This window comes from Actinopolymorpha sp. B17G11, assembly GCF_040196095.1.
In the GTDB taxonomy this organism is placed as follows: domain Bacteria; phylum Actinomycetota; class Actinomycetes; order Propionibacteriales; family Actinopolymorphaceae; genus Thermasporomyces.
On record NZ_JBEFTW010000020.1, the window covers coordinates 1 to 25,348 of the forward strand.

Annotated in this window: 22 protein-coding genes; 11 read left to right on the top strand and 11 right to left on the bottom strand. The window is 65.0% G+C overall.

Annotated features, from left to right (window positions below; translation table 11 throughout):
- The first annotated feature begins 268 nt into the window (after positions 1 to 268).
- On the top strand, positions 269 to 919 hold the full coding sequence (locus tag ABN028_RS20135; RefSeq protein WP_349697699.1) for a ribonuclease FAU-1 family protein: 651 nt from the start codon (positions 269 to 271) through the stop codon (positions 917 to 919).
- A gap of 504 nt (positions 920 to 1,423) precedes the next feature.
- Here ABN028_RS20135 and ABN028_RS20140 read toward each other — a convergent pair.
- The 8 genes from ABN028_RS20140 to ABN028_RS20175 form a co-directional block, all read right to left on the bottom strand.
- The gene (locus ABN028_RS20140; protein WP_349697700.1) at positions 1,424 to 1,684 is read right to left on the bottom strand and encodes a hypothetical protein; all 261 of its coding nucleotides are present in this window, start codon (positions 1,682 to 1,684) and stop codon (positions 1,424 to 1,426) included.
- Entirely contained in the window at positions 1,677 to 2,111 is a 435-nt protein-coding gene (locus ABN028_RS20145) for an RRQRL motif-containing zinc-binding protein (protein WP_349697701.1), read from the bottom strand. Before ABN028_RS20145 ends, ABN028_RS20140 begins: the two co-directional genes overlap by 8 nt.
- A 32-nt stretch (positions 2,112 to 2,143) precedes the next feature.
- A complete protein-coding gene (locus ABN028_RS20150) occupies positions 2,144 to 2,851 on the bottom strand; it encodes a hypothetical protein (protein WP_349697702.1) in 708 nt (235 codons plus the stop codon).
- On the bottom strand, positions 2,848 to 3,027 hold the full coding sequence (locus ABN028_RS20155; RefSeq protein WP_349697703.1) for a hypothetical protein: 180 nt from the start codon (positions 3,025 to 3,027) through the stop codon (positions 2,848 to 2,850). Before ABN028_RS20155 ends, ABN028_RS20150 begins: the two co-directional genes overlap by 4 nt.
- A 214-nt stretch (positions 3,028 to 3,241) precedes the next feature.
- Positions 3,242 to 5,494 (bottom strand): Lrp/AsnC family transcriptional regulator, encoded by a 2,253-nt coding sequence (locus ABN028_RS20160; RefSeq protein WP_349697704.1) that lies wholly within the window; start codon positions 5,492 to 5,494, stop codon positions 3,242 to 3,244.
- Between the two features lie 121 nt (positions 5,495 to 5,615).
- Positions 5,616 to 5,945 carry a hypothetical protein gene (locus tag ABN028_RS20165; protein ID WP_349697705.1) on the bottom strand — a complete coding sequence of 110 codons (330 nt, stop codon included), beginning with the start codon at positions 5,943 to 5,945 and terminating at the stop codon, positions 5,616 to 5,618.
- 757 nt (positions 5,946 to 6,702) lie between these two features.
- Positions 6,703 to 7,893 carry a hypothetical protein gene (locus ABN028_RS20170; RefSeq protein ID WP_349697706.1) on the bottom strand — a complete coding sequence of 397 codons (1,191 nt, stop codon included), beginning with the start codon at positions 7,891 to 7,893 and terminating at the stop codon, positions 6,703 to 6,705.
- A gap of 135 nt (positions 7,894 to 8,028) precedes the next feature.
- Positions 8,029 to 8,229 (bottom strand): hypothetical protein, encoded by a 201-nt coding sequence (locus ABN028_RS20175; protein ID WP_349697707.1) that lies wholly within the window; start codon positions 8,227 to 8,229, stop codon positions 8,029 to 8,031.
- 196 nt (positions 8,230 to 8,425) lie between these two features.
- Between ABN028_RS20175 and ABN028_RS20180 the strand changes: the two genes are divergently transcribed.
- On the top strand, positions 8,426 to 8,983 hold the full coding sequence (locus tag ABN028_RS20180; protein ID WP_349697708.1) for an ATP-binding protein: 558 nt from the start codon (positions 8,426 to 8,428) through the stop codon (positions 8,981 to 8,983).
- A gap of 157 nt (positions 8,984 to 9,140) precedes the next feature.
- Positions 9,141 to 9,578 (top strand): GNAT family N-acetyltransferase, encoded by a 438-nt coding sequence (locus tag ABN028_RS20185; RefSeq protein WP_349697786.1) that lies wholly within the window; start codon positions 9,141 to 9,143, stop codon positions 9,576 to 9,578.
- Between the two features lie 113 nt (positions 9,579 to 9,691).
- Here ABN028_RS20185 and ABN028_RS20190 read toward each other — a convergent pair whose 3' ends face one another.
- A complete protein-coding gene (locus ABN028_RS20190) occupies positions 9,692 to 10,036 on the bottom strand; it encodes a hypothetical protein (protein ID WP_349697709.1) in 345 nt (114 codons plus the stop codon).
- A 318-nt stretch (positions 10,037 to 10,354) separates the two neighbouring features.
- Positions 10,355 to 10,561 (bottom strand): hypothetical protein, encoded by a 207-nt coding sequence (locus tag ABN028_RS20195; RefSeq protein WP_349697710.1) that lies wholly within the window; start codon positions 10,559 to 10,561, stop codon positions 10,355 to 10,357.
- 193 nt (positions 10,562 to 10,754) lie between these two features.
- On the opposite strand from ABN028_RS20195, the gene ABN028_RS20200 reads away from it, so the two are divergent.
- Positions 10,755 to 11,549 (top strand): GntR family transcriptional regulator, encoded by a 795-nt coding sequence (locus ABN028_RS20200; RefSeq protein ID WP_349697711.1) that lies wholly within the window; start codon positions 10,755 to 10,757, stop codon positions 11,547 to 11,549.
- The gene (locus ABN028_RS20205; RefSeq protein WP_349697712.1) at positions 11,546 to 12,469 is read left to right on the top strand and encodes a GNAT family N-acetyltransferase; all 924 of its coding nucleotides are present in this window, start codon (positions 11,546 to 11,548) and stop codon (positions 12,467 to 12,469) included. The genes ABN028_RS20200 and ABN028_RS20205 overlap by 4 nt, the downstream gene beginning before the upstream one ends.
- Positions 12,470 to 12,558: 89 nt before the next feature.
- On the opposite strand, the gene ABN028_RS20210 is transcribed toward ABN028_RS20205, so the two are convergent.
- Entirely contained in the window at positions 12,559 to 13,029 is a 471-nt protein-coding gene (locus tag ABN028_RS20210) for an RNase H family protein (protein ID WP_349697713.1), read from the bottom strand.
- A gap of 1,141 nt (positions 13,030 to 14,170) precedes the next feature.
- On the opposite strand from ABN028_RS20210, the gene ABN028_RS20215 reads away from it, so the two are divergent.
- From ABN028_RS20215 to pglZ, 6 genes are all read left to right on the top strand, one after another.
- Complete coding sequence (locus ABN028_RS20215) at positions 14,171 to 14,371, top strand: helix-turn-helix domain-containing protein (RefSeq protein ID WP_349697714.1); 201 nt, start codon at positions 14,171 to 14,173, stop codon at positions 14,369 to 14,371.
- 80 nt (positions 14,372 to 14,451) lie between these two features.
- Positions 14,452 to 15,066 carry a DUF1819 family protein gene (locus tag ABN028_RS20220; RefSeq protein ID WP_349697715.1) on the top strand — a complete coding sequence of 205 codons (615 nt, stop codon included), beginning with the start codon at positions 14,452 to 14,454 and terminating at the stop codon, positions 15,064 to 15,066.
- Positions 15,063 to 15,662 (top strand): DUF1788 domain-containing protein, encoded by a 600-nt coding sequence (locus tag ABN028_RS20225; protein ID WP_349697716.1) that lies wholly within the window; start codon positions 15,063 to 15,065, stop codon positions 15,660 to 15,662. Before ABN028_RS20220 ends, ABN028_RS20225 begins: the two co-directional genes overlap by 4 nt.
- A gap of 4 nt (positions 15,663 to 15,666) precedes the next feature.
- Positions 15,667 to 19,131 (top strand): BREX system P-loop protein BrxC, encoded by a 3,465-nt coding sequence (gene brxC, locus ABN028_RS20230; RefSeq protein ID WP_349697717.1) that lies wholly within the window; start codon positions 15,667 to 15,669, stop codon positions 19,129 to 19,131.
- A complete protein-coding gene (pglX, locus tag ABN028_RS20235; protein ID WP_349697718.1) occupies positions 19,131 to 22,730 on the top strand; it encodes a BREX-1 system adenine-specific DNA-methyltransferase PglX in 3,600 nt (1,199 codons plus the stop codon). Before brxC ends, pglX begins: the two co-directional genes overlap by 1 nt.
- 108 nt (positions 22,731 to 22,838) lie before the next feature.
- Complete coding sequence (pglZ, locus tag ABN028_RS20240) at positions 22,839 to 25,337, top strand: BREX-1 system phosphatase PglZ type A (protein WP_349697719.1); 2,499 nt, start codon at positions 22,839 to 22,841, stop codon at positions 25,335 to 25,337.
- Positions 25,338 to 25,348: the final 11 nt, after the last annotated feature.

The window sequence follows — 25,348 nt, forward strand, 5'->3', positions numbered from 1 at the left end:
CTGCCCACCGTCATCCGTCTTCTGCTGTCCAGACCCCATGGCCCCAGATGTCATCACTGTCCGTGCCCATCCCGCCGGACCCAGCCCGGCGTGTCGAGCCGGAAACACCGTTCAGTGCACAGTCCCCATGAGTGTCCTTTCGGAGGAGGGGTTGAGGGTTGCTGTCGAGATACAGGTGCACGTGCAGACCTAGGACCGGGCTTACGTGCGCTGCTTGGCGCATGCGGTGCGGGCGTACCGGACCGTCGCCTCGGTTAAGGTCGAGGTCATGACGCCTTCGGGATCGGGCCGGTTCGCGCCAGGTAGCGTCGCTGTGCGGCGCGACATGTTCCGTGGCAAGGTGTGGTCAGCATGGCCGGGCCGGGTGGTTCACGACACGGGCGATGAGATCGCCTGGGTGTCCTGGTCGGGCACCGAGCTGACGGGGAACACCAGTTGGATTTCCGGCGATGACTCGCAGCGCAGGCTAGAGGTGAAGGCGTCTGGTGAGTGGTCGCTCGGTACGCGCGTGCTCACCGACGTCACGTTCCTTGGATTTCAGCTGCCCGACGTGTGGTTCAGTGTCCTGCTGCTCTTCCAACCGAGCGGCGAGTTGGCGATCTGGTACGTCAACTTCGAGCAGCCGTATCGCCGCACGCCGATCGGTATCGACACCTGCGACTACATCATCGACCTGGTGTGCAACCCGGACGGTACGCACGAGTGGAAGGACGAGGAGGACTACGCCCACGGAAGGCGGCTCGGCCTCGTCACCGACACCCAGCACGCAGAGATCGAACGCGCGAAGGACCAGGCGTTCGCGATGTTCGAGCAACACACCGGTCCGTTCGACGAGCGCTGGCTGACTTGGCGTCTGGATCCGACGTGGCCGGTGCCTGTCCTTCCGGACAACGCGACTACCGTCCCTGCCGCCGTCTAAGAGCTCAGACTTGAACGGCCACCGGGATCGGAGCCACCTGCGGCCCAACCAGCCACCAGCAGAACCAACGACGTAGGCACTCGGAACCGACGAACGGACCCGATCAGTGGCGGCAGTTCAGGATGTTGCTGACCCACTTGCCAATCGTGCCGTGGACCGACTGCGGCAGCATCGTCAGCCGATCGGTGCCATCAGGGGGAAGGACTCGCCGGAGCCTCGCCGCGCCCCGGTGCCTGCACGAGGCTCTGCACATAAGCCGTGACCTGGTGCAGGTGAGTCCGTACGCCGACAGTTGCTGCACGGCTCAGCAGACCAGGCCGGCGCGTCGGAGGTGGGCGCGGGCGTTGCGGTGGGCGCGGCGGTCGGACGGGGTGCCGCCGATCACGACGAGGGCGCCGCGTGGGGATCGGAGTTTGACGTGGCCGCGGCGGGTGGTTTGGACGCGCCAACCGGCCCTGAGCGCGGCTTTGACGATGGGACGGAGGTCGCGTTGGAGCCGCGGCATCAGCCCGATAGCCTTTCAATGTCGCGCAGGTAGTCGTCCCAGTCGTCCCAGGTGTTGCCGCACGGTGTGCAGACAACATCGCCGGAGGCGAGCTCGGTCATGGTCTGGCCGCAGTCGAGGCAGCCGCCGCGGTCGGCGAGGTCTTCCAATCGTTCGCCGGCGAGGTGGCGGAGCTGGGCGGCAAGGTCGGTGGCGCCATCGTTCTCGGCGTCGTCGGCCAGCTCCAGGAGCTCGCCGTGGTCGAGGGTGGTCTCAGACATGTGCTGCTCCCTTTGGATGTGGGTTGGTGATACCGACGCCGGGTTGGCGTAGGGTCATGCCGCGTAGTCGGCGGTCTTGGCCATGCAGTCGCCACACAGTCCGGTGGACCGGGGCGACGCAGTGGTCGGCGTGTTGTTGGCAGCCGGCGCACCAGCGGCGGGCGGCCATCGCCCGGGTGAGTGCGGCTTGTTGCGCGGGGGTGGGGGTGCGGGCGGGTTGGGCGAGGTCGAGGCGGTAGAGCCATGCGAAGGCACGGTCGCGTCGCCACAGCAGCAGCGCGTAGGGCTCGTGCCCGCCGGGAGACAGGTGCTCAGCCCGCAGTTGTCGGCGGGTGGCGAGTCCGTCAGGTGCCCAGCCGTAGCGAAAGGCGGGGAGTCCGCAGATCCACCGGCCGGGTGCTTGTCTGCCGTCCGACAGCTGGATCATCACCGCGTCGCACCACCCGTACGGCCGGCGCATCACGCGGCCCGGTTCAGATCCCGCTGCAGCGGTGCGTATCTGTCGGTGCGGAGCCGGGTGATCCGGGTGATGGCCGCGTCGGGAAGCCCGGCGCGGCGCATCCTGGCGACCACCTCGGCCGCTTCGGCCGGTGTGACGGGCACCCGGTCGCCGGCGATGCGACGCAGTACGGCGGCCTCGTCGACACCGGCGTCCTGGCCGTCGCCGTGCAGGTTCGGCAGCACGGCGGGGGCGTCGATGGTGTCGTCGTCCCACGCCAATGGCGGGGCGTAGCCAGCAGCGCGTGCGGTGTCGCGGGTGCGGGCGCACGGCCCTGGCGTCATGGAGAGCTTGTCGTAGACGCGGCTGACGGCGAGGTGGACTGAGGATGGTACCCAGCCGTGTCCGCGGTACAGAACGGTCCTGGTGTCCAGGCCTGTACGGAGGTCCAGGTCGCGGTGGCGCCATCCCATGGCCAGCAGCCCCTGGATGCGTCGGAGGACACCGATGGACGGTACGGATCCGACCGGACCTGGGGCGGGGTTGGTGACGGCGAGGAGCCGTTCGGCGGTTGCCCGGAGCACCCGGTTCTGGCGGCCGGACACGACGTCTTGAACGACCCGCACGGCGACGCCGGACACGCCAGAGATCTGCGGCATGGTCATGCCGGCGCCGATGAGGGCGCGGAGGTGGCGCGCGGCCTGCCGCGCGGAGATGGACGGGGTCATCTGCGCCACCGCCCTGCCACGATCTGTGCGACGTCGACGCCGATGACCACCAAGGCGAGGACGCCGGCCGCGATCGCCAGGACGGGTGAGATGGCCGACAAGAGCAGGCCTGCGATGACGGCGGACGCGGCCGAGAGGACCCAGCCGGGCCTGGCAAGCGTTCGGGTACGGGACACTGGATCGTCCTTTCGATAAAGGGGGCATGCGGCGGCCGCGTGCTTGCAGGCTTGGTCGGCCGCCCCGGCGTCCGTGGTGCGTGATCACGGGCTGTGTGCGCGGAATCGGATCAGCTCACGTGAGCCGAAAACCGAAACCTTCTCTACGCGCGGGCGATGGGCGAATCGGCTCATGAGCTGATCTGTTTTTGAGCCGATTCGCGGCTACGTTCTGCTACTTGGGCAGGGTCCAGCCGGCACCGCGGCCGGCGCCGATCATGCGGACCAGGCCGGCGTCCTGGAGTGCCGTCAGCCGGCGCTTGATGGTTGACGCGGAGACGTCGGCACCGAAGTTGGCCTGGATGCTGGTCGAGCTGACCGGGATCCCGACGGCCTTGGTGAGGATGTCGAGGATGCGCCGGTCGATGTCGTCCTGGACGCCCACGTTGACGTCGTCCAGCTGGCCCGTCTCTGTCGTCGTGCGTGGTGTGGGCAGGGTGGTGGTGTTGCCGGTCAGGTAGCCGGTTCCGCCGGTAGCAGTACGGGTGGCGTCTGCGCGGCGGAACGCGGCGTCGGCGGCTTGGCTGATTCGGGCGCGGACGGATTCGATGTCGACCCGAACTCGTTCTTCTTCGTCCGCGGACATCGGGACCGGTGGGGGCGCCAGAGTCCGCGGACCAGTGCGGACCAGCGGCGCCGATTCCTCGAGGTCCCCGGACGCTGCGTTCGTGGTGTTCGTGTACTGGTTGCCGAGGACGTTCGCGGCGGCGGTGGCGGATCGTTCGTCCAGCCTCGGCCGGGTGCCGGTGGAGAGCCGGTCCGCGACTTTGCGGACGTCCTCCGGCTTGTACAGGGCGTACGCCCGGTGCAGCGTGGGTAGTGCGTCGCCGCGGGTGGACAGGTAGAACGACCCGTCGTGCGGAAGCGCGGAGGCGTCGATCTGGGTGTAGTGGGACGGGAACACGAACCGGGAGTGTTCGTTCTTGGCCAGCCGGAAGCAGGCGCGGATGTTCAGCTGGGCGATCAGCTGCGCGGCTTGGCCGTAGCCGAACGCGCCGGCGGAGCCGTGCTGGCTGTGGATGTCGATCGAGACCAGCAGCGACCGGCCGGTGCGGGCGACGTTGGTGGCCGAGGCCAGGATCGCCTCCCCGTGGGTGGGGTCGGCGACCATGGACGCGAACTCGTCCAACATGATCAACACCGTTGGGACACCGCTGCCGGGTGGGATCGCGTCATCGCCGTAGGTCTCGCCGGCGAACACGCCGCGTTCGGCGATGACCGCCTCACCGGCTTTGAGCATGGCCAGCACCTTGGCCGGGGTGTCGGCTGGTGGCATGTCCAGGCAGGCGAGCCAGGGGCGGGCTTTGGCGGCACGTTTGGCGACCTCGCCGTACCAGATCACGCAGTCTGAGCTGGCCGCTGCGGCGGCGAGTTTGACGTTGATCCAGTTGCTCTTCCCGCCACCGGCAGCGCCCATGGTCAGGCCACGGTTGGCGCCGGAGTTGGGGTCGACGAGCTGGATGGTCGCAGTGGTGCCGTCCTCGCACACCCCGACCGGCACGGGGTCGACGATCGACCGGGAGCCCGCCTCCCACCCCTCGGCAAGTGCTGGGTGGGGGATCTCGCCGGCGGTGGAGAACACGTCGTCGCGGACCACGGTCATGGTGGCACGGCGGGCATGCTTGAGCACCTTGTCGACCTGCACGGACCCGATCCGCAGCCCCAGCAGCGATTCGATCCGGGCTTTCTGGGCTGCGAGCGCGTTCGCGGTCTGCCCTGGGGGCAGCTCGATGAGGGCTTCCCAGCCGATCTCGCTGCCGGTCATGGTGTCGGTGAGCTTCTTACGGCGAAGCATCTTCGACCCGGCCAGCTGGATCTGGCCAGCAATGTCGGACCAGCGTTCCCTCTCTCGCAACGCGACGACGTGGTCGCGGACGGCGTGGTTGAGCCACCACGGGATGCCGACCGCGGCGGTCGCGGCCAGCAGCCCCCCGGCCACCCACTGATTGTTGGCACCCCACATCGATGCGGCGGTAGTCCAGCCGCCGGTCGCCAACGCGGCAGCCTGGGCGTGGGTCCGGTAGCGGGCGTTCTTCCAGCGGCGTACTGCGATGGCGGTGCCGGCCCAGACCGCGCCGGCGACCAGCAGAATCGTCGAGGTGGCGAGTAGCTCGGCAGCGACCACACCGACGACAGCGGTCACGAGCGCCCAGGTGACGGGTGCGAGTTCCCACCGGTACCGGTAGTAGAAGCGGCCGAACCGGGCAGATGCCCGCCCATACGTCGCCCACGGACGCGGCTCCGGGCAGCCGCCCCGGCTCAGCGGACTGCTCAGGTTCCGCGGGCCGGACCGGTCGAAGCGCCCGGCTCCCGGGCGGTCGAAGGGGCGGTTGAGGGGTTCGAGAGGTTGCTGGCGACGTGCCAACCGGCGGTCCGGTCGCCGCATACCTCGCCGCGCCGGTCGGCGGGCAGGACGTCGTCTCGCCATCACTGGTATTCCCTTCTACTGGGTCGATTCGGCTGTGTCGATTCCGTTGGGTAGACGGGAAGCGGGGCCGGCCCGTGGATGCGAGCCGGCCCCGCTGGGGGCATGGGCGGATGGTGTTGGGTTAGGACGCGGCCTTGAGTGGTGCGACGCCGTTCTCCTCGGCTTCGAGGATCGACTCGTAGACGGAGCGGAACGTCTTCGCGGCGTCTTCGAACGCACCGAGCAGGTCGCCGTCCTCGGCGCGTGTCACCAGGGCGTTGGTAACCCGGTGATCGAGTTTGATGCAGGAGCCCAGGTCGGCGACGAAATCGGCGACGATCTCGGCACGCTGCCGCTCGATCGCGGCCAGGTCGTCCAGCTTGGCGGCGAAATCAGCGTGGTTGTCGAACTCCTGGAGGCCGTCGAGCAGGCCGTTGAAGGAGTCGAGGTACTGCTTGGCACCTTCGGCCATGTGTGTTCTCCTCTGCCAGTAGCGGGCTGCCCGACCGGCGGCCCGGGTCCCAGTGCTGCTAGTAACGGTGCTGGTAGTCGTGGGCGTGGTGGTTGGCGTGGTGGTGGCGCGGCTCCGACCGCTGGTGGGAACACCGGTCAGTCGGGGAGTCTCGACGACATCCGCCCCGCCTAATTCCGGGACAGCAGGGATGCCTGCCTGGTGTGTCGCGTTCTGGTGGGTGTTCCAGTGGGTCCGGTAGGCGTCTTGGTTGGTCCAGGACTGTCCGCAGCAGGTGTAGGTGGTGCGCCCGCCGACTGCGTTGGCGATCCACCGCCACCCCCCAGCGGCGCCATCGCGACCCCCGTCTGCGGACCGGTCGGCGGCACGCACGATCCCGACGCGGACCTTCCCGGCGACCCTGGCGCTAGCGCGGCCGGTCGCTTGGGTCGCCCGCCAGCCAGCCCGGCAAGCCCGGACGAGGATCCACCGCGTGGCCAGCAGAGCGTGTTTGGTTGCCCACCCGGTCATGGTGTCGGGCCGTTCCCAGGAGGTGCGGGCACGTCGTACAGCAGCCAGAACTCCCGGCTGTCGACGAGACGACCGGCGTGGACGAGACGGGGTGCGACCGGGCCGACTCCGGACCGCCGGCGCGGGCGGCCGTCGACGAACCGCGTGTGGTGTCGCCACGTGTGTTACTCCTTCCCTTGTTGGTGGTCCGCGGCCGCCGGGGCTCGGGTAGGCGCATCCGGCGGCCACGGACGTCTTTCGCGGCCTGCTATCGGTGGACGGTGCGCGGACCGTTCGCGAACGCGACCACGTTCACCCCAGAACCGTCCTGATCACTTGCCGCTGGAGTGTGTGGGTCGTTCGCGAGGTGTTCGCGAAGCTGGGGCAGCAGCGCATACGCGGTCGTGCGCGAACATCCGGTGACTTCGCGGATCCAACCGACGTCGACCTCGACGCCGGGAGCCCATACGGCCCGTGCCGCGGCGAGGTAGTCCTCGGCAGTCGTGCGCCGCGATTCCGTCCGCTTGGCGCTGCCAGTCGGACGGCGTCCAGCAGTCCGTGCGGGCCGGTTGGCCCCGTGAGCGTCGGACGCATGGCTGGCGGACAGTTCACGGGCAGCTGCGGTGTTCGCGGATTTGTCGTCCGAGATGTTCGTGGACGGTTCGTGGACGGCCGGGTCGGTGAGTTCGCGGACCCGGTGCGCTTGGCGGACCCGCCGCGCGACCTCGGCAACCATCGCCGGGTCGGCGTTGGCGGCGAGGCGCTGTAGCCGCATCAGGTGCCAGCCGGCAGGCCGGGCGCCGGAGTGGACTCGGCGCGCGGTCACAGTCATCGTCGTGGTGCGGCGTTCACGATCAGCGGTGGTCAGATCGGCCTCGGTGGGGTCGATCGCACCGAGGCGCACCAGTAGCCGGCGGGGTGTCCACCGCCACGCCCCGGCCGGCCGGGTGGTGCCGTCGGCAGTGAGCGCGAGCTGCCACATGTAGGCGGCGGCCAGCGGCAGCGCGAGCCGCAGCGGCACCTCGACAGCGGACTTCGAGTTCAGTGCGACGATGCCGCCGGCGACGGCGGCGATCACCCACACCGCCCGGCCGTGCGGTCCGGGATGCCCGGGTCGGATCAGCCGGCCGTCCGTGTCGCGTTCGGTGGTGCGTTCGTAGTGTCGGCGTGCCTGCAACGCCGCCGACACCATCAGCGCCTCGGCGACGAAGAACACCGCCCCGGCCAGGACGACCGGTAGATGCAGGCGTTCTCGGGCTACCACCCACATGCCCTCGGCCGAGAGGGCCAGTACCGCCACGGAGGCGACCCGGGCCACCCACTGGTTGGTGTGGCCACGTCGGTGGGCGACCACAAGGGTGAGGGTCAGGACGATGGCGGTGACGACCAGGCCGACCAGCACCAGCTGGTAGCCGTGTGCACGCCACACGGCGGTCAACGTATCGAGGTCGGTGGGCATGGCGAGCTCCCAACAGGCTTAGAAACAAGAGGCAAGAAGGCAGACCGCGCGCACGACAGCGAGCGACGGCGAGACAGAGGGTGTTGGTGGGTTGGCGCCGCGGGCTGGTTGGGCTTGCCGCGGCGCCAACCCCTGTCAGGAGAAGATCGAGGCCATGACGTCGGATCCGGCCGATCCGAGCGCGTTCAGAAGCGCGGTCAGCATCTGCCCGATAGCAGTCCCGGCGATCGCTACGCCGAGAGCCGCGCCGAGCGTGATACCGAACCAGTCCTGGCCTCGATGCCACACCGCGTAAGCGATGCAGCCGATCACGAGAACGATGGCAGCAACAGACACAGCAGGTTCCTTTCATCGGTAGGTGGCGCATTGCAGATGCCAGGCGTCGTCGTCGACGTCCCGGGATTGGGCTGGTGAGCGGGTTCATGCACGGCCACACGGATCCCGGTGGTGCGGCTAGCGGCGAGCCTGCTGGCCCTTGTGCCACCGGAAATCGGGTTGTGTTGTCGACCCTGGTGAGGGCTACGGTGCGCGGATGGGAGCAGAACCGAGGTCCGCAGCGTTGTTCCAGGTCGTTGGCGCTCCGGGCGTCGGGAAGACCACGCTGCTGCCGGAGCTGGTCAGGCTCGGGCACGGCATCGTGGCGATCGATCAGGACGAGCTGTTCGAGGATGGGGCTCTTCTCGGCCTGCCGATCACCGACGCCGATGCTGGGCCGCCGTTGTGGCCGGCCTACAACCGGATGTGGGACCGGATCATCCGCATGATCCGACGTGCGGGGCATCCGGTGCTGTTGCTGTCGGGTACGCCGTCTCCAGATGACGCAACGCCCGATCGGGATGACGATGGTCCAATCCACTGGGTGCTACTGGACTGCGCCGACCAACTGCGGCTGTCCCGGCTCCGGGCGCGTGGATGGCCAACGGAGTGGATCGACGACGCGATGTCGGACGCCACCCAAAGTCGTCGACAGTTCCCTACCGTGATCCGCACCGATGACATGGATACGGAACAGATCGCACGCCAGATCCTTGCCTGGACATCAGCCGCCCCGGCTATAACGCCGCACGTACGGGCAGGCTCGGCCGACTAGGGGTAGGCCAGGCGCGGCCAGTGCTGTGACCGTATAGGTTCGCCAGTTGGTGGTCGGGGCGGTTGGATGTGCGATGACATGCCCCCGACCACAGGTCGCCCCCGCGGATTCGGTGTCGCGGCGGCCTTGCCTGCGCCCAAGGAGCCACGTGACCGACATGGAAGCCGAGATCATCAGGCCGGCCCCTGACGACCCGCTCCTGGCCTCGGCGGCGCGCCGCTTCCGGAATGTCCCTGCCGAGCGGGCCGTCGAGGCGGCCCGCACGTTCACCGTGACCCCCAACACCGTGGCGTTCGTCGCCGCCCGAGAGGGTGAGCCACTGGGCTGGTGCTGGGGCCATCTGCTGCCCCGACCGGACGGCGTCGTGACGGGCCGCCTCGATGACCTGGTGGTTGCCGAGCAACACCGCGGCAAGGGCCTGGGCCGCGCCCTGGTCCGCGCCTTCATGGACGAGGTCTCCCGGCAGGGCGCCGTCAAGATGTCGCTGACCACCGGCGCCCACAACGCCCCAGCCCGCGCCCTGTACGAGTCCCTCGGCGGCGGCCTCGCCAGCCAAGGCCCGACCGTCAACTACTGGTTCTTGCTGGACCGTTAGAAACACCTCCCAGCCGCGCAGCGGGCTGATCGGCCGCCCTGCTGCTTAGTGCCGAGGCAAAGGTGTCAGCGAGCTCGAGCTGCGCGACCAGCCGGATGAGGCAGGAAGTGCGACTATGCGGCAGGCATGCGGAACGGTGGGAGCGGGACCGGTGGGTGCGGTTTGGGCCGGGTACGCAGCCTGGAGTACGGCGCATGCAGCTGCAGGGCGTGGCGGGCGGCAACCTGGAGCTGGACCAGCCACTGGGCGGGTGTGACGTCGACGGCAATCCGCTGTCCACTACCAGGACAGCGGGACGCACCATCAGTGCCGCGGTGAGCCGAGAGCATCCCGCGGCGAAGGATCCGCCACCTGCCGCAGTCTGGGCAGGCAGCCGACGGACGCTCACCCGGATGCAACGAGATCAGGTTCGGGTTCAGATTGCTGGCCCGTAGCACGGGCCGGCGGTTGTGTCTCATCGCCTCGATATCCTTTCCAGCAAGGATGTTCGCGTCTTGAGTTCCCCAGCCACCACGAACCATCAGGCTCGTGAGTGGGTGGGCAGCACAAGCAGCCACCCGAAGCGATTAGCGGGGCCGGAAGTCCGGCATCGGGGGACCATGCGAAACGTCAACCCCGACCAACCTCGGAAGGGCAAGCCGTCCGGCCCCGCAGTTCCGTCTTCAGTTCTCAACCAACCAGTGGGCCGAAAGCCCGGTCAGGCCCTGAAGGCCTTGGCCCGGTCCGCATCACAGCATGCGGGCCGGACCAGCACCTCCAGGACGGGTTTCAGGTCCTCATGCGGCGCGCGGCCGGTCGCCGGGCTCGAGCCCGGATTCCCGCGCGTTCCGCTCAGCCGCCTCGACAACTCCGACGGCACGCAAGATCTGCGCCGCCAGCTCTCGCAGCTCCCCCGCAGTGCCATGGATCGTCGTACGCCCTACCTGCACACCACGGCGAGACTCAGCGAGGACCTCGGTACCGAGAACGTTCGATACCGGCATGCGGCGGACTGGCACGTAGCGACCTGGGCGAAACCAAGCCTGCGAACGATTCCCAGCGGCGGTACCCAGTGGCGTGTTCAAGATGCGCTCCATCTCTTGGACATCTCGGTTATAACCAACATGATGAACGACCGTACCACAGGTCAAGGGGGTCGGGTATGTTCGTCATAACCAAGTCGTGGAGAGTGGAGCAATGCACGCATACGAGCGAGTCGCCGAGGAGCTCGCGGCTGACATCGCGAACGGCGTCTGGCCGCCGGGATCGGCGCTTCCGACTATCCCCGCCCTCGAAGAGCGATTCGGCGTGTCCCGAATCACCGTCCGCGGAGGCCTGGAGGAACTCGCCCGACGCGGACTCGTCTACACGGGGTACATCAGTGGACGGCGCGGAACCATCGTTCGCTCGCAGGGCAAGATCGACACCTACCTGACCGATGCGCTCCGACCAGACCGTGACCGCACCACCATGGACGCCTTCACAGAGAACGCCGCCAAGGTCGGCAAGCGGGCATCCAAGCGCTTCTCGATGCGCATGGAACCCGCACCCAAGTCCGTGACGAAGATCCTTGGCGTCGACCCAGGCGCTCTCGTCGTCATAAGAACGCTCCACCAGCTGCTCGACGGCGAGCCATGGTCCCGCGAAGTTGGCTACTACCCCCGCGACCTCGCCGAGGAAGTAGGCCTCGACACCCCCGAGGACATCCCCCAAGGCACCATCCGGGCACTAGCGGACGCAGGACACCAGGAGATCGCCCACCGCGACGAACTCACCTACGAGACCGCCGGCCCTCAGGACGCCCATGATCTCGGCCTCACTATCGGCGCACCACTCCTAATGCAGACCCGAATCGCCGCCACCGCAAAGCGAGTAACCCGCGTGATGCGATACGTCCGCATCGCCGAACGAAACCGGCTGGTGTGGGAAGTCGGCGACGCGGGCGGCCTGGACCTCATCCGTGCGGCGCACAACAGCGAGGACGCCAGGTGAGTACTTACACGATGCGGCGCGCCAAGCCCGCGGACCTTGACGCCGTAATGAAGCTGCTCGCCGACCGGATCTCCTGGCTCCACGACCGGGGCAGCAACCAATGGTCCACGCGCGACTTCCGGCCGATCATGACAAACGCGATCGCGAGCGGCCAGACCTGGCTCCTCTGGGACCACCAGACCCCCGTCGCCACACTCAGCCTGACCAGCGTCGGCGACCCCGACTTCTGGAGCACTGACGAACGAGCAACCCCGGCGCTCTACCTGAGCAAGCTCGCTACCGCCGTCAACCAGCGAGGACGCGGGCTCGGCGCCATGCTCATCGACTGGGCCAACTACTACGCCGCGCAACGCGACGTACCGACCCTTCGATGGGACGTCTGGCGAACGAACGACGCCCTCCAGGACTACTACTCCAGAATCGGGATCCAGCCCGTCCGCATCGCAGAGGTGCCCGGTCGCTGGTCCGGCGCCCTATATGAGGTGTCCTACCAGGCGTCCCGACAACCGAGCGAGATCATCACCGAGGCAGCGTACGGACCTTTGACAGTCCTCGACAGCCAACGCAAAGACCCCATCGGCCTTGGCCTCGGCATCACAGACCTCGACCCCCACGAGGCACGCCCAACCCCGCACACCCACAAGGTCGCCGGCCTACAAGTTCCATGCCTCGCCTCGCCAGACTCAGAGACCGCACACGATCTCGTAGCCTCGGGCGAGGACGGTCATCGGATCCTGCTATACAACCCTGGAACTGGCTGGCGACTGCGTGACTTCTACTCGCACCCCATCGCCGCTTGGACCAAGCAGCCGCAACTCCAGACCGGGCAGCTTTACCACATCAGCCACGAAACCCCGCCCGACCGCGCGTGTCGTATCACCCTCAACGGCGACCTCGACGCCTGGCACGCCACGGCGTAGGCGTGCGCGAGCAGGTCCACCGGCCCATGGATGTGCACTCGAGGGCACTTACCCACGTCCTTGAGCAGGTGGACGCGATCGGCAGGCGGCTATGCGCTCCCGGCGAGTGCTCCTCGCGCTGCCACGGCGAGCTGCCGGCACCGTTCCCGGTCTGGCTTGCTGCGATTGGCGATCCGCTGGAATGCCGGCATGATCCCGACCCGGCCAGCTCGCAACTCCTCGAGGCGCCGCCAGAGGTCAAAGTTCTCCACCGGCGACGGCCCGTCGCCGTTCCAGACCAGCCGCTGCCAGTGCTCGAGGTCCTCTACCGGCTCCCGAGCCTTCCAGACCTTGTTCTTGAGTCCGGTCAGCACATGGTCGGAGTCGCAGACAAGATCGACCATCTGTTCCCCGCTGAGCGCGGCGACGCCCTCGAACAGTGCCCGCAGCGCCATCCGGTTCCGTGTGGTCTCCCACTCCGCACCCGAGCGTTCTACCCGAGTGCCGCGGCCGGGGTTCAACACCACACATGCCCACCCACCACACCCGGGATCCGGGTCGCAGGATCCTGCAATGTGCATCACGACAACGCTTTGTGAGCCCGAGGTCACCGGATAGGACGTGTCCACTGGATACGCCGGCAGTATCCCCGCTTCTCCAGCTGATGCCGACCTGGATCTGGACCTGGAGCGGGGCCCCGGGGAAGTCTCCCCGGCGGGATGGATCCGCATCCACACCGCAGCCCGGTTACCTCGACCCGGGTTGACGACATCGACCAGACCACGACCACGCAAGTCCGTCAGCACCCGGTGAATCGTTGTCTTACTGCCGAGGCCTCGCTGGTACAGCTCGGCAGCGGTGAACGGCCGGTCGCTGCGTTTCACGAACGACACGACACGGTCCAGGTCGTCGGGCTGCTGCCTCATACCGCCGGCAGTCTCCCACCAATCGCCCATGATCGGAATCGTCCGCCGAGCGGTCCCCGGCCCCCGATCTCAGACAGAGCAGCTCCGCGATAGGAGTGTCGGGCTGTTGCAGGCTGTCGGTCACGCGGCCGAGGACAGCATTGGTGATGTTGTGATCTTTGTACGTTGGCCACCGGGATCGGTTGCCGGCAGGTATGGACTGACTGTCCATTGGCTTGATTACCACGCCATCGACACGCGGCGAAGGTGCGGAGGCCCCGCTCCTTCGTCGCGTCAGAGCGCCGGTTGGAGATTGATACCCACGAACGTTCAGTGGCACGGGACGCCACCGAACCAGATCACCCGATGGCCAGTCGCTCGACGAGTGACATGGGTGACCGCGACCTCAGTCCGGTGTGAGTTGGCCAGCGCTTGACAAGCCGTTGCGTATACGCAATGATCGTCCCACCTGCGCACCACTGTCAGTCGGGCGGAGGTGAGGGGCCTTGGCCCGGGTTCTGGGGGAGCGGGCCCGTTTCATGCCGGCCGCTTGGTCGATGACTCCCGAGCGTAACTGCCGTAATGTGCGTGCGTGATCGCCTTCCGGCGAGTGTCACGCCAGGACGGGGTCGGGAGGAACTAATGGACGACGGGCACATGGTATCGATGCAGCTTCGCCTGTTTTGTGAAGATCTTCACAACGGTGGAGGCCGGGACAGTCGCGGCAAAGCTGCGTAACCCGGACAGGGTCATGGGCAAACCTGTAGCCTCGTCATAACCCGGCTAGATTCGGCTCAATCGGCATTGGAGAGGCAGCGTGGTGTCTGAACCTTGGCTCTCTGCCGACGACATCGCCGGCCATCTCGGCGTCACGAAAGACACCGTCTACGCGTGGATCGTCGAGAAGGACATGCCGGCGCACAAGGTCGGTCGACTCTGGAAGTTCCAGGCGACCGAGGTTGATCAGTGGGTCCGTAGCGGCGCGGCCTCATCGACCGAGGATGCACGACCGGGTTAATCCATCGTGGCCGGCCGACGCGGAAGCACGGTGGGCGACGAATCTCGAACGGCGTGCCTGGAGATGGAAGGAGGCTCACCGTGGCGGATGAGACTGGGACCGCATCGCGCTACAAGCTCTCCTTCACAACTGGAGCCCTGCTCATGCGCGAGGCGATGATCGCTGCACCGCTGTACCTAGGAGAACGTGACTGGCACAAGGTGCGCGCCGTGATCGAAGACAACAATCTCATGCAAGCCCGCACGGTGGCGTCCGGACGCCGTCTCGCACGTGAGGTTGTCCAGCGCCTTGCTGCGCTCACCAATGACGAGATCAGGCTCCTTGTAGATGCCACAGCGACTGAGCGTTCCCACCTGCTGTGGGTTGCTGCCTGCCGTCACTACAACCTCATCGGCGAGTTTGCCGAGGAAGTCGTTCGCGAACGGTTTCTCTTGCTGGCAGCCACGCTCGGCTACGAGGACTTCGACAGCTTCCTGCGTGGCAAGGCGCTCTGGCACGACGAACTCGCTAACCTCAAGGACTCCACTCTGCGCAGGCTCCGGTCCAACATCTTCCGCATGCTCGTCGAGGCGGGGCTCCTCTCCGAGGATTACTGCATCCTCCAGGCGGTGCTGTCAACCCGCGTCTCGGACGCGCTGTCGGCCCGTACGCCGAGTGACATCCGCTTCTTCCCGACCGGAGATAGCGCGAGATGAACCGTGTTGACCTTACCAAGCAAGAGGAGCACCTGTTCACTGTGCTCAGCGGGAAGCGATTCCTCCAAATGGAGGGTCTCAGCAACGAGGTGCCCTTCTTTATCTATCCGTATGCGCCGGAGGACGCCCGTGTCGTCGCGCAGGCCAAGAAGCGGATCAAGAACAAGCTGAGCCAGAAGGGCATCAATGTTCGCGAGGTCAATCTCTATGACCTCTCAGTCGAGCTCCTCAAGGAACGCGGCGCCTGGGAGCGGGTGCTCGCCGCTGAGCCCGACCATGACAAGAACGACTTCCGCGACCTGCTCCAAAGCATGCTCGACCCGCAGATCCACATCGCTCCCGCGATCCGCGCCAAGATCGAGGACGGCGCCTTCGACATCCTCTTCCTCACCGGCATCGGCGAGGTCTTTCCGTACATCCGGTCACATAACGTGCTCAACAACCTCCAGAGCGTCGTGACGGGCAAGCCCATGCTCATGTTCTTCCCCGGCCGGTACGAGCAGTCCGACACGCTCGGCTCATCACTCGTGCTCTTCGGGCGACTCAAGGACGACCAGTACTACCGAGCCAAGAACATCTTGGAACAGGAAGCGTGACCCGATGAAGCTGAACGACATCTTTGCCAAGGACGTGCAGCGCCCCATCGAGGGCGTCATCAAGGCCGACGACACGGCACACCTGGGCACCGAGGTCGACGAGTACGTCCTCACCAACGAGGCGGCCAAGGGTCTTGAACTTCTGTTGGAGGCATACACCAACTACACGAACGCCAACGGCGTGTGGATCTCCGGCTTCTTCGGCTCCGGTAAGTCGCATCTCCTGAAGATGCTCGCCCACCTCCTCGGCGATGTCGAGGGCCAGGAGTTCGACCGGGCACAGGTCTCCGAGAGCTTCCGCTCCAAGTCCACTGGCGCCTTTCTGCCCGCTCTCCTCACTAAGGCGGAGCGAGTCCCGGCGAAGAGCCTGCTGTTTAACATCGACCAGAAGGCCACCCTCATATCCAAGGACCAGATCGACGCCCTGCTCAAGGTGTTCGTCAAGGTCTTCGACGAGAGCCGCGGCTACTACGGGAACCAGGGTCACGTCGCTCGCTTCGAGCGTGACCTCGACAACCGTGGCCAGTACGACGCCTTCAAGAAGGCGTACACGCGCATCTCGGGTCGCAGTTGGAGTCAGGGCCGTGAGGAAGGCGTGCTCGAAGAGGCCAACGTTGCGAGGGCCTACGCAGAGATTGCCGGGCACGACGGCGCCCCCACCAACATTCTCACTAAGTACCGCAACGAGTACTCCGTGTCGATCGAAGACTTCGCAGGCGAGGTCAAGGCCTGGCTGGACAAGCAGGACGCCGGCTACCGCCTCAACTTCTACGTCGACGAGGTCGGCCAGTTCATCGGCTCCAACACCCACCTGATGCTCAACCTCCAGACCATCGCCGAGAGCCTCAATACCAGGTGCCAAGGCCGCGCATGGGTGTTCGTGACCTCGCAGGAGGACATGGACAAGGTCGTCGGCGACCGCACTAGGCAGCAGGGCAACGACTTCTCCAAAATCCAGGCCCGCTTCAAGACCCGCGTGAAGCTCACCAGCGCGGACGTCGAGGAAGTCATCCGCAAGCGCCTGCTGGCGAAGAACGGTACCAGCGAGACGGCACTCCAAGCGATCTACGCCGTCGAGTCGGCCAACTTCAAGACGCTTTTCGACTTCGTCGATGGCGCAAAGACCTACCGCAACTACACCGACGAGGCACACTTCGTCGGCACCTACCCGTTCGTCAGCTACCAATTCCCGCTGTTTCAGGCGGCGATCGAGGGTATCTCAGACCACAACGTCTTCGAGGGACGCAACAGCTCCGTTGGTGAGCGGTCGATGCTCGGTGTCGTCCAGCAGGTTGCCAAGGACATCGGCGGCGTCGAGGTCGGCACGTTGGCCACCTTCGACCACATGTTCGCCGGCATCCGAGCCTCCCTCAAGTCCGCCGCGCAGCGTTCCATCGACGTCGCCGAGCGCAACCTGGACAACCAGCTCGCCATCCGGCTCCTCAAAGCGCTCTTCCTCGTGAAGTACGTCGACAGCTTCCAGGCCACCCCGCGCAACCTGACCGTGCTCGTCTACGACCGGTTCGGCCTCGACTTGCCCGCGCTCGCCGAGGACGTCAAGGAGGCGCTTACAGAGCTGGAGCGGCAGACCTACATCCAGCGCAACGGCAACGTCTACGAATACCTGACCAACGAAGAGCAAGTGATCGAGGAGGAGATCAAGAACGTCGACATCGACGCCTCCGAGGTCAGCGCCCAGCTCTTCAAGATCATGTCCGGCGACGTGATCAAGACGAACAGGATCAGGTACGCCAAGAACGGCCAGGACTTCCCGTTCGGCTTCAAGCTCGATGACCAGGTCCACGGCCCGCAAAAGGAACTCTCGATCCACTTCATCACCCCGGAGTACCCGTACGAGCCTGAGCAGATCCGGATGCAAGGCGCGGGCAAGGACGAACTCCGGGTCATCCTCGACCCGGACGACCGCCTGCTCTCGGACCTCCGTCTGCTGCTCAAGACCGACAAGTACACCAAGCGCAAGAGGACCACTTCACTATCAGCGATCGAGGAGCAGATCCTTCAGTCGAAGGCCACTCTGAACCGCGAGCGCGAGAGGGAGATCGTTCAGCGGCTTCGGACTGCCGTTGGCAAGGCAGCGCTCGTACACAACGCCGCCGATGTCTCGGCAGCCTCGACCGATGCTGTCGCCCGGGTGATCGAGGGCTTCCAAGCGCTCGTCGATCGCACCTACACCCAGCTCAAACTGCTCGGAAGGATGACCTACAGCGAGCAGCAAGTCTCCGAGGCAGTCAACCCCGAGGGACCATACGCCGATCCGCTCCACAAGATTCACCAAGCATCGGAGGATGTGCTCTCGACCATTCTGCGGAAGCACGGGCAGGGTGAGCAGGTGACGGTCAAGACGATCGTCGACACGTTTCAAGCCAAGCCCTACGGATGGGACCTCGGATCCATCGAGGTCGTCGTGGCCGCACTGATTGGCAGGTCCAAGATCACCCTGACTATGGACGGCAACGTTCTCAAGCGCAGTGAACTGCCGAACGCCCTGCGGAACACACAGAAGCACGGCCACCAGATCATCGCGCCGCAAAAGACCTTCGACGAGCGCAATGTTGCCGCTTTCCGCAAGTTCTGCACCGACTTCTTCGACGAGGGTAACGCCCCGAAGGATCCGCTGGAGCTTGCTCGCCATGGGGCAGACAAGCTGAAGGGCAAGCTCGATGAGCTGAAGGCGACGATCAGCGGCTCGAAGTACGCGTTTGTCGAGCAGCTCAGCGGCCCCATCAGCCTCCTCGAACAGGTCGTGGGCAAGCCCGACGACTGGTACCTCAGTGGCTTCAGCCTCGGTGACGACCTGCTGGAAGCCAAGGAGAACCTGGTCGACCACATCCAGTCGTTCCTGAGCGGAGCGCAGAGGTCGATCTACGATGAGGCGGCGACTCTCCTTTCGACCCACGGCAGCAACCTCAGCTACCTGCCGCCGGGCAGCGACGAGCCGATCAAGAGCGCTCTCGCGGACCCAAACGCGTTTCGCGGTAACAAGATGGCCCAGCTCAAGCAGGCAACCGAGCACCTTCGCAGCCAGATTTACGACGTCGTTACCACGAACCGAGCGGCGGTGACGTCAGCCATCGAGGGGCGAAGGAACGATCTGCTCGGCGGCACTTACTACACCAACGCAACGCAACGGGCGCAGCAGCGGGTGACGCAACGCATCGACCAGACGCTCTCCCGCGTCGCTACCGAGAGCCAGGTTGCGCTCATCCTCCAGATCGGCTCGAACTTCGAGGCGAGTGATTACCCGAGCTTGCTGGACCTGCTCGCTGCCTCGCCAATAGAGCCGGACCCTGAGCCCGCGCCCGCGAAGCAGACAGTGTCTGTGAAGACGATCGCTGTTCCGGGTGCTTCGGGCGTTCTCGAGTCCGAGGAGGACGTCGACAACTACCTCGCCGCACTGCGCAGCGCGCTCATCCAGACCCTCGACGACGGAAAGCGAATCACCCTCTGATGGAAACCGCACCGCTTAAGAACTTCGCGACCTGGGCTCGCAAGGAGCTCATCCGCGAGGTCACCGCGCGCATCACCGCGGTGCTGGCGCCCGGATCGTCAGAGCGAGTGGAGCAGGCGAAGGCGGTTGCCGCCTTGGAGAAAGCAGTCACGGCTGCCGGTGGCGGAGACAAGGGCCGTGCAGCGGTCGCGGACAAGGTCGCCTACACCTGGTTCAACCGGATCATCGCCCTCCGGTTCATGGACGCGAATGCTTACACCGGAATCGGCGTGGTCTCCCCGCAGGCGGGAGTCCAGGCCGGTCAGCCCGAAGTCCTTGCTGAGGCCAAGCGCGGAGTGATCGACGCAGAGGTCGTCAGCGACGCCACGCGCAAGGCTGTGTTCGGGTTGCTCGATGGCACGCTCGCCAGTGTTGACCCACAGGGCGAGGCGTACGCGCACCTGCTGGCGGACTACTGCCGCTACTGGAACAGAGCCATGTCGTTCATGTTCGAGCGCGAAGGCGACTTCACCGAACTCCTCATCCCGGCCAACCTGCTCGCCGACGACTCGGTTCCCAACCGCGCCGTCAAGGTGATGACCGAGGACGTGTGCAGGGACGTCGAGGTCATCGGCTGGCTCTATCAGTTCTACATCGCGGAGCGGAAGGCTGAGGTCTTCGCCGGGTTCAAGAGGAACAAGAAGGCCGGCGCCGCCGAGATTCCCGCCGCCACCCAGCTATTCACCCCGCACTGGATCGTCCGGTATCTCGTCGAGAACTCCGTCGGCCGCCTGTGGATGCTCAACCACCCCGAGTCCCGCCTGGTCGACCAGATGGACTACTACATCGCCCCGGTCGACGAGGAGACCGACTTCCTCAAGATCACCAGCCCCGAGAAACTGACGGTGATCGACCCGGCCTGCGGGTCGGGTCACATGCTCACCTACGCCTTCGACCTGCTCTACGCGATCTACGAAGAGCAGGGGTATGCACCATCCGAGATCCCCGGCCTGATCCTCACCCACAACCTCTACGGCACCGAGATCGACCCCCGCGCTGGGGCATTGGCCGCGTTCGCACTGACGATGAAGGCCCGCGCCCGGCAACGGACCTTCTTCAACAAGCCAGTCCAGGCGAGCATGCACGTACTCGACCCGATCTCCTTCACCCCGGATGAGCTGGACTATCTCGTTACCACCGACGGCGACCGTCACGCGGAGGAGGCGTTCTGGAACCAGTTTGCCGAGGCCGACACCTTCGGTTCCCTCATTCAGCCCGACCCCGACATCACTATGCGGCTCGCAGGTCATCTCGAAACGCTCGACGACGAAGGAGACATGCTCCGTGCCGACGCACTTGATTGGGCGAAACGGGCAGTGACGCAGGCCGAGGTTCTCGCCCGTCAGTACGCAGTCGCGATCGCTAATCCGCCCTACATGGGCAGCGGTGCCATGGGAGCGGAACTCGCCAAATTCCTCAAGACGTCATATCCCGAAGGAAAGTCCGATCTTTTCGCGTCCTTTATCCTGCGTTGTCGGGAGTTTGCCGCGAGTGGTGGCACAGTCTCGATGATCACCATGCAGTCGTGGATGTTCATCGCGTCGTACGAGAAAATGCGCGCCGCAGTCCTCCGCGAGGACGCCGTTACGTCAATGCTCCACCTCGGAGCTAGAGCATTCGATCAGATCGGCGGAGAGGTGGTCTCAGCTACGGCGTTTGTGGTTGAGCGAGACGGCGACCCGCGGCGCTTGGGTACATTCATTCGTTTGATCGACGGCGAGTCTGAGCGTGCTAAAAGGGCCGCGCTTGGCGTTGCCCTTGAAAAGCGAACTAGGCACGAAGGTTTTTATGTCGAGAGGACGGAAGACTTCAAGGCCATCCCTGGTTCCCCAATCGTTTACTGGCTGTCTGCTGCTATGCGAGCGGCGTTCTCTGTGGGTAAACCGCTCGGGACGATTGGAGCGCCCAAGGCAGGAATGCATGGAGGCGATGTCAACAGGTTTGCGCGCCTTTGGTACGAAGTGTCGAGGTGCGCCAGTGAGTACGCCGCGTCGTCGACCATTGAACTGCATGAAGGCGGGAAAAAGTGGGTTGGTCTAAATAAAGGCGGCTCATTCAGGAAGTGGTACGGAAACCAAGAGTATGTCATAGCGTTCGATCGTGAGACCTATAGGGTCCTCGAGACTCATGGGAACAAATTGCCCTCGCGCGAGTATTACTTCATGCCATCGGTATCCTGGTCTAAGGTCAGCAGTGGCGCTCCAGCATTTAGGCTATATCCGCAAGGTTTCGTGTTCGATGTAGCTGGTACGCCAGTATTTTCCTCGTATCAAGAGCGTCTGAACATACTCGCCGCAGGCAACTCGCAGATGGCGCATGTGTTGCTTACAGCGATAGCGCCGACACTTAACTTCGAGATCGGGCAGATTGCCTCGCTTCCAGTTCTGAGCTTGAGTTCTAGTGAGGATACGTCTCGCGTGGAAGCACTTGTTGAGACCTCCAAGGTGGACTGGGATTCATTTGAGACGTCATGGAGCTTCCGAGAGAACGTCGTTGTCTCAACGCACCGAGCTGTTGGCGGATCCCTCGCAGACGTTGTGGGCCAAGCATTGACAGGTTGGGCTGAGCTGTCGCTGGATCAGCAGCGCCGCGAGATCGATAACAACGTGGCAGTCTCGCGCATGTTCGAACTTGAGAACGAGGTTCCGAATAGAGTTCCGCTAGAGCGTGTATCACTCTCTCGGAACACGGCGTTTCGATGGCCAGGGAAGTCGGCCCAAGCTCGACGGGTTCTCGCCACGGAAGATGCGGTGAAGGAGCTGATCTCCTACGCCGTGGGCTGCATGTTCGGCCGCTACAGCCTCGACGCGCAGGGACTGATGCTCGCCGACCAGGGTGCGACATTGCAGGATTACCTCGCGAAGGTGCCCTCACCGACGTTCATGCCGGACGCCGACAATGTGATCCCCATCGTGGACGGCGACTGGTTCGAGGACGATGTCGTCGATCGGTTCCGCCAGTTCCTACGCGCCGCGTTCGGGGAGCAGCAGTTCGAGGAGAACCTGGGGTTCGTCACTGAGTCTCTCGGTGTTAAGAACCTACGCGACTACTTCGTGAAGTCCTTCTACAAGGACCACGTCCAGCGCTACAGGAAGCGTCCGATCTACTGGCTGTTCTCCAGCCCGAATGGCTCGTTCAACGCGCTGATCTACATACATCGCTACACGCCATCGACAGTGTCGACCGTGCTCAACGAGTACCTGCGGGCATTCGAGATCAAGCTTGAGGCGCATCTCGACCACCATGAGCGCGTTGCCGCCGGACTGTCGAGTGCAAGCGCGCGGGAGTCGGCAGCGGCTCAGAAGGAGGCAGACCAGGTTCGCAAGATGCTGGTCGAGTTGCGTGATTACGAGCGCGAGACGCTCTACCCGCTGGCGCAGAGAGGGCTTCCAGTGGATCTCGACGATGGTGTCTTGGTCAATTACCTCCGTTTCGGCGCGGCATTGAGTGACATTGGGCTCGAGGCGAAAAGAAGGGATGTCGAGGCGTGGTCGTGGCCGACCAATCCTCTTCGTTATGCGGGTGTGCCTTCGGGGAGGAAGGGTTTGAGCAGTGAGTGACTTGGGCGTGCTCCAGGATGTGCTGATACGACCTTCACAACGGTGTGGACGCCACTACCCCAAGCTGGGAGCGGCCCTGAAGAAGATCCCCGGCCTGGAGGCGAGCGGATGACCGAACTCGCCGCCGTGAAGCCGCACCTTGAGCGGCGCTTCAACGACCACCGCGTCGTGTTCTGGCACGACCCTCACGGTCAGTACGCCTCCGACCTCGACGGCCTCGACTTGCCGGGCGTGACGACCCTGTTTGTCGCCAATGACGAGTACGCCATCAAGCACCGGTTGCTCCACCAGCAGCCTGACGACAAGTTCGTCGTTTACCGCACCGGTCAGCCGCCCGCCGGCACAAGCAACTGGCTCCTCGATCTCGAGCTGGCCTACGGCGTGTTCACTGCCGACCGAAGCTCGCTCGTGTCGCAGGATCTCGGTCTAAGCGCGGAGGGCATCGACGAAGTGGTGCATGCTCATGAGAAGTTCTTCAACGCGAGTAAGCGCGTCCAGAGCCTCAAGGCGCTGCTGACGCCTGACGATGACGGAGCCCGGCTTCGAGCCAAGATGTCTGCCGTTGTGCTCGGCCAGAAGGAGCACAGTCTTCTTGAGATCACCCGGACGCTGCTCATCGAGAACGCCAAGGGCCTGCGCATCAAGTACGACGCGTTTGTCGACTATGGCCTGGACGACTTCTACTGGCGAGGCGTCGCCTCGATCTACGGCTACGAGGCGACCTCGCCGAGCATTGACGACCTCGTTCTCTGGATCTTCCGCAAGGCCATCGATGGTTTTAGGTCCGACCGCCCAGGTGGACTCCAGAACATCCAGCTGGACTTTGCAAGCTTCCGCAACGACCGTCGCAGCCAGCAGGCACTCTCGACTCTGGCCAGGCGCGCGTCCGCCGACCTCGACTACAAGGCAAGTATCGAGGAAGTCGGGTTCCGCGAGCTGGAAGCCGACGACCTGTTCGAGGAGACCGATCGCAAGATCATCGCGGACCTCGCGCGCGCCGTAATGGATCAGACAGTCACCGCCCGTGAGGTAGCCGGGGTGGTCCGTGCCCGTCAAAGCAGTGTGTGGATCGACGGCTATCGGCAGCTCTACACCGCCATCGGAGCCGCTGCAGACCTGTTGTCGGAGTTGAGCACGATCGACTTCACGTTCTCGACGTTCGACGACGCGTTTGAGCGTTACCGCACCGAGTGGTTCCGCATCGACCAGCTCTACCGCCAGTTCACCTACGCCCGCCGAACCTTCGAGGGACCGCACCCACTCGACCCGCTGCGCGAGCAGGTCGAGAAGCGCTACACCAACAAGTTCGTTTACGAGCTGGGCAACGCGTGGCAGAAGCAGGTCGATGAGGCCGAGTCCTGGCGCTCCGCCACCGTGAGACCGCAGAGAAGGTTCTATGGCGACTACGTTGAGCAGCTGGTCCGCGAAGACAAGAAGGCGGTCGTCATCGTCTCCGACGCGCTCCGCTACGAGGTCGCCGAGGAGTTGGGCTCACGCATCCGGCAGGAGGACCGATTCGACGCAGAGCTCGAGGCTGTTCTTGGAGTCCTGCCCAGCTACACCCAGCTGGGGATGGCGGCCCTCTTGCCGCACCGGACGCTCAAGCACTCGCCGGACGGCAAGACTGTTTTGGCTGACGACCAGCCGACTAACGGGACCGCATTTCGCAAGAAGATCCTGGAGACGGTCGGCGGGATGGCGGTCCAGGCCGAGGACTTCAAGGCGCTGAGCCCTGAGGAACGGCGTGAGCTGTTCAAGAACAACCGCGTCTTGTACGTGTACCACGACGTCATCGACGCCACCGGTGACAAGCAGGGCACTGAGCGGCGCGTGTTTGAGGCGGCTGAGCAGGCGCTCAGCGAGCTGGTGGACTTGGTGAAGAAGGCGGCGAATGCAAACGCAACCAACATTTTCGTCACCGCCGACCATGGCTTCCTGTTCCAAGACGACGAGCTGCCCCAGCAGTTCTTCCTCTCTGAGGCGCCACACGGCGACAAGATCCTGGTCAAGAGCAAGCGCTACGTCCTTGGTCACGGACTCAAGGTCGATTCCGCGTTCACCACGTTCAATGGGGTCCAGCTCGACCTCGACAGCGACATCGAAGTGCAGATCCCCAAGTCGATCCACCGGCTCCGCCTACCGGGCGGGGGAACACGCTTCGTACACGGGGGAGCGACCTTGCAGGAGGTCGTCGTACCGGTGCTCGCGGTCAACAAGAAGCGCAAGAGCGATATCCGGCTGGTCAACGTCAAGGTGCTGCCCGACACCGACAAGATCACGACCGGCCAGCTCGTCGTGAAGCTGTTCCAGTCCGAGCCAGTCAGCGACAAAGTGCAGGCCCGGGTATTGCGTGCCGGGCTCTATGTCGACGGGATCCTCATCTCCAACGACCCCCAGCCCGAGCTCACTTTCGACTCGACCTCGGCCGAGCAGCGCGACCGCTACCAGAGCATCCAGTTGTTGCTCAACAAGGACGCGAATAACTACAACAACCGCGCCGTCGAGCTCCGCCTGGAAGAGCGCATCCACAACACGAACCAGTGGCGGGTCTACGAGAAGGCGATCTACACCCTCAAGCGCTCGTTTACATCGGACTTCGACTTCTAGAGCGGGCTGAC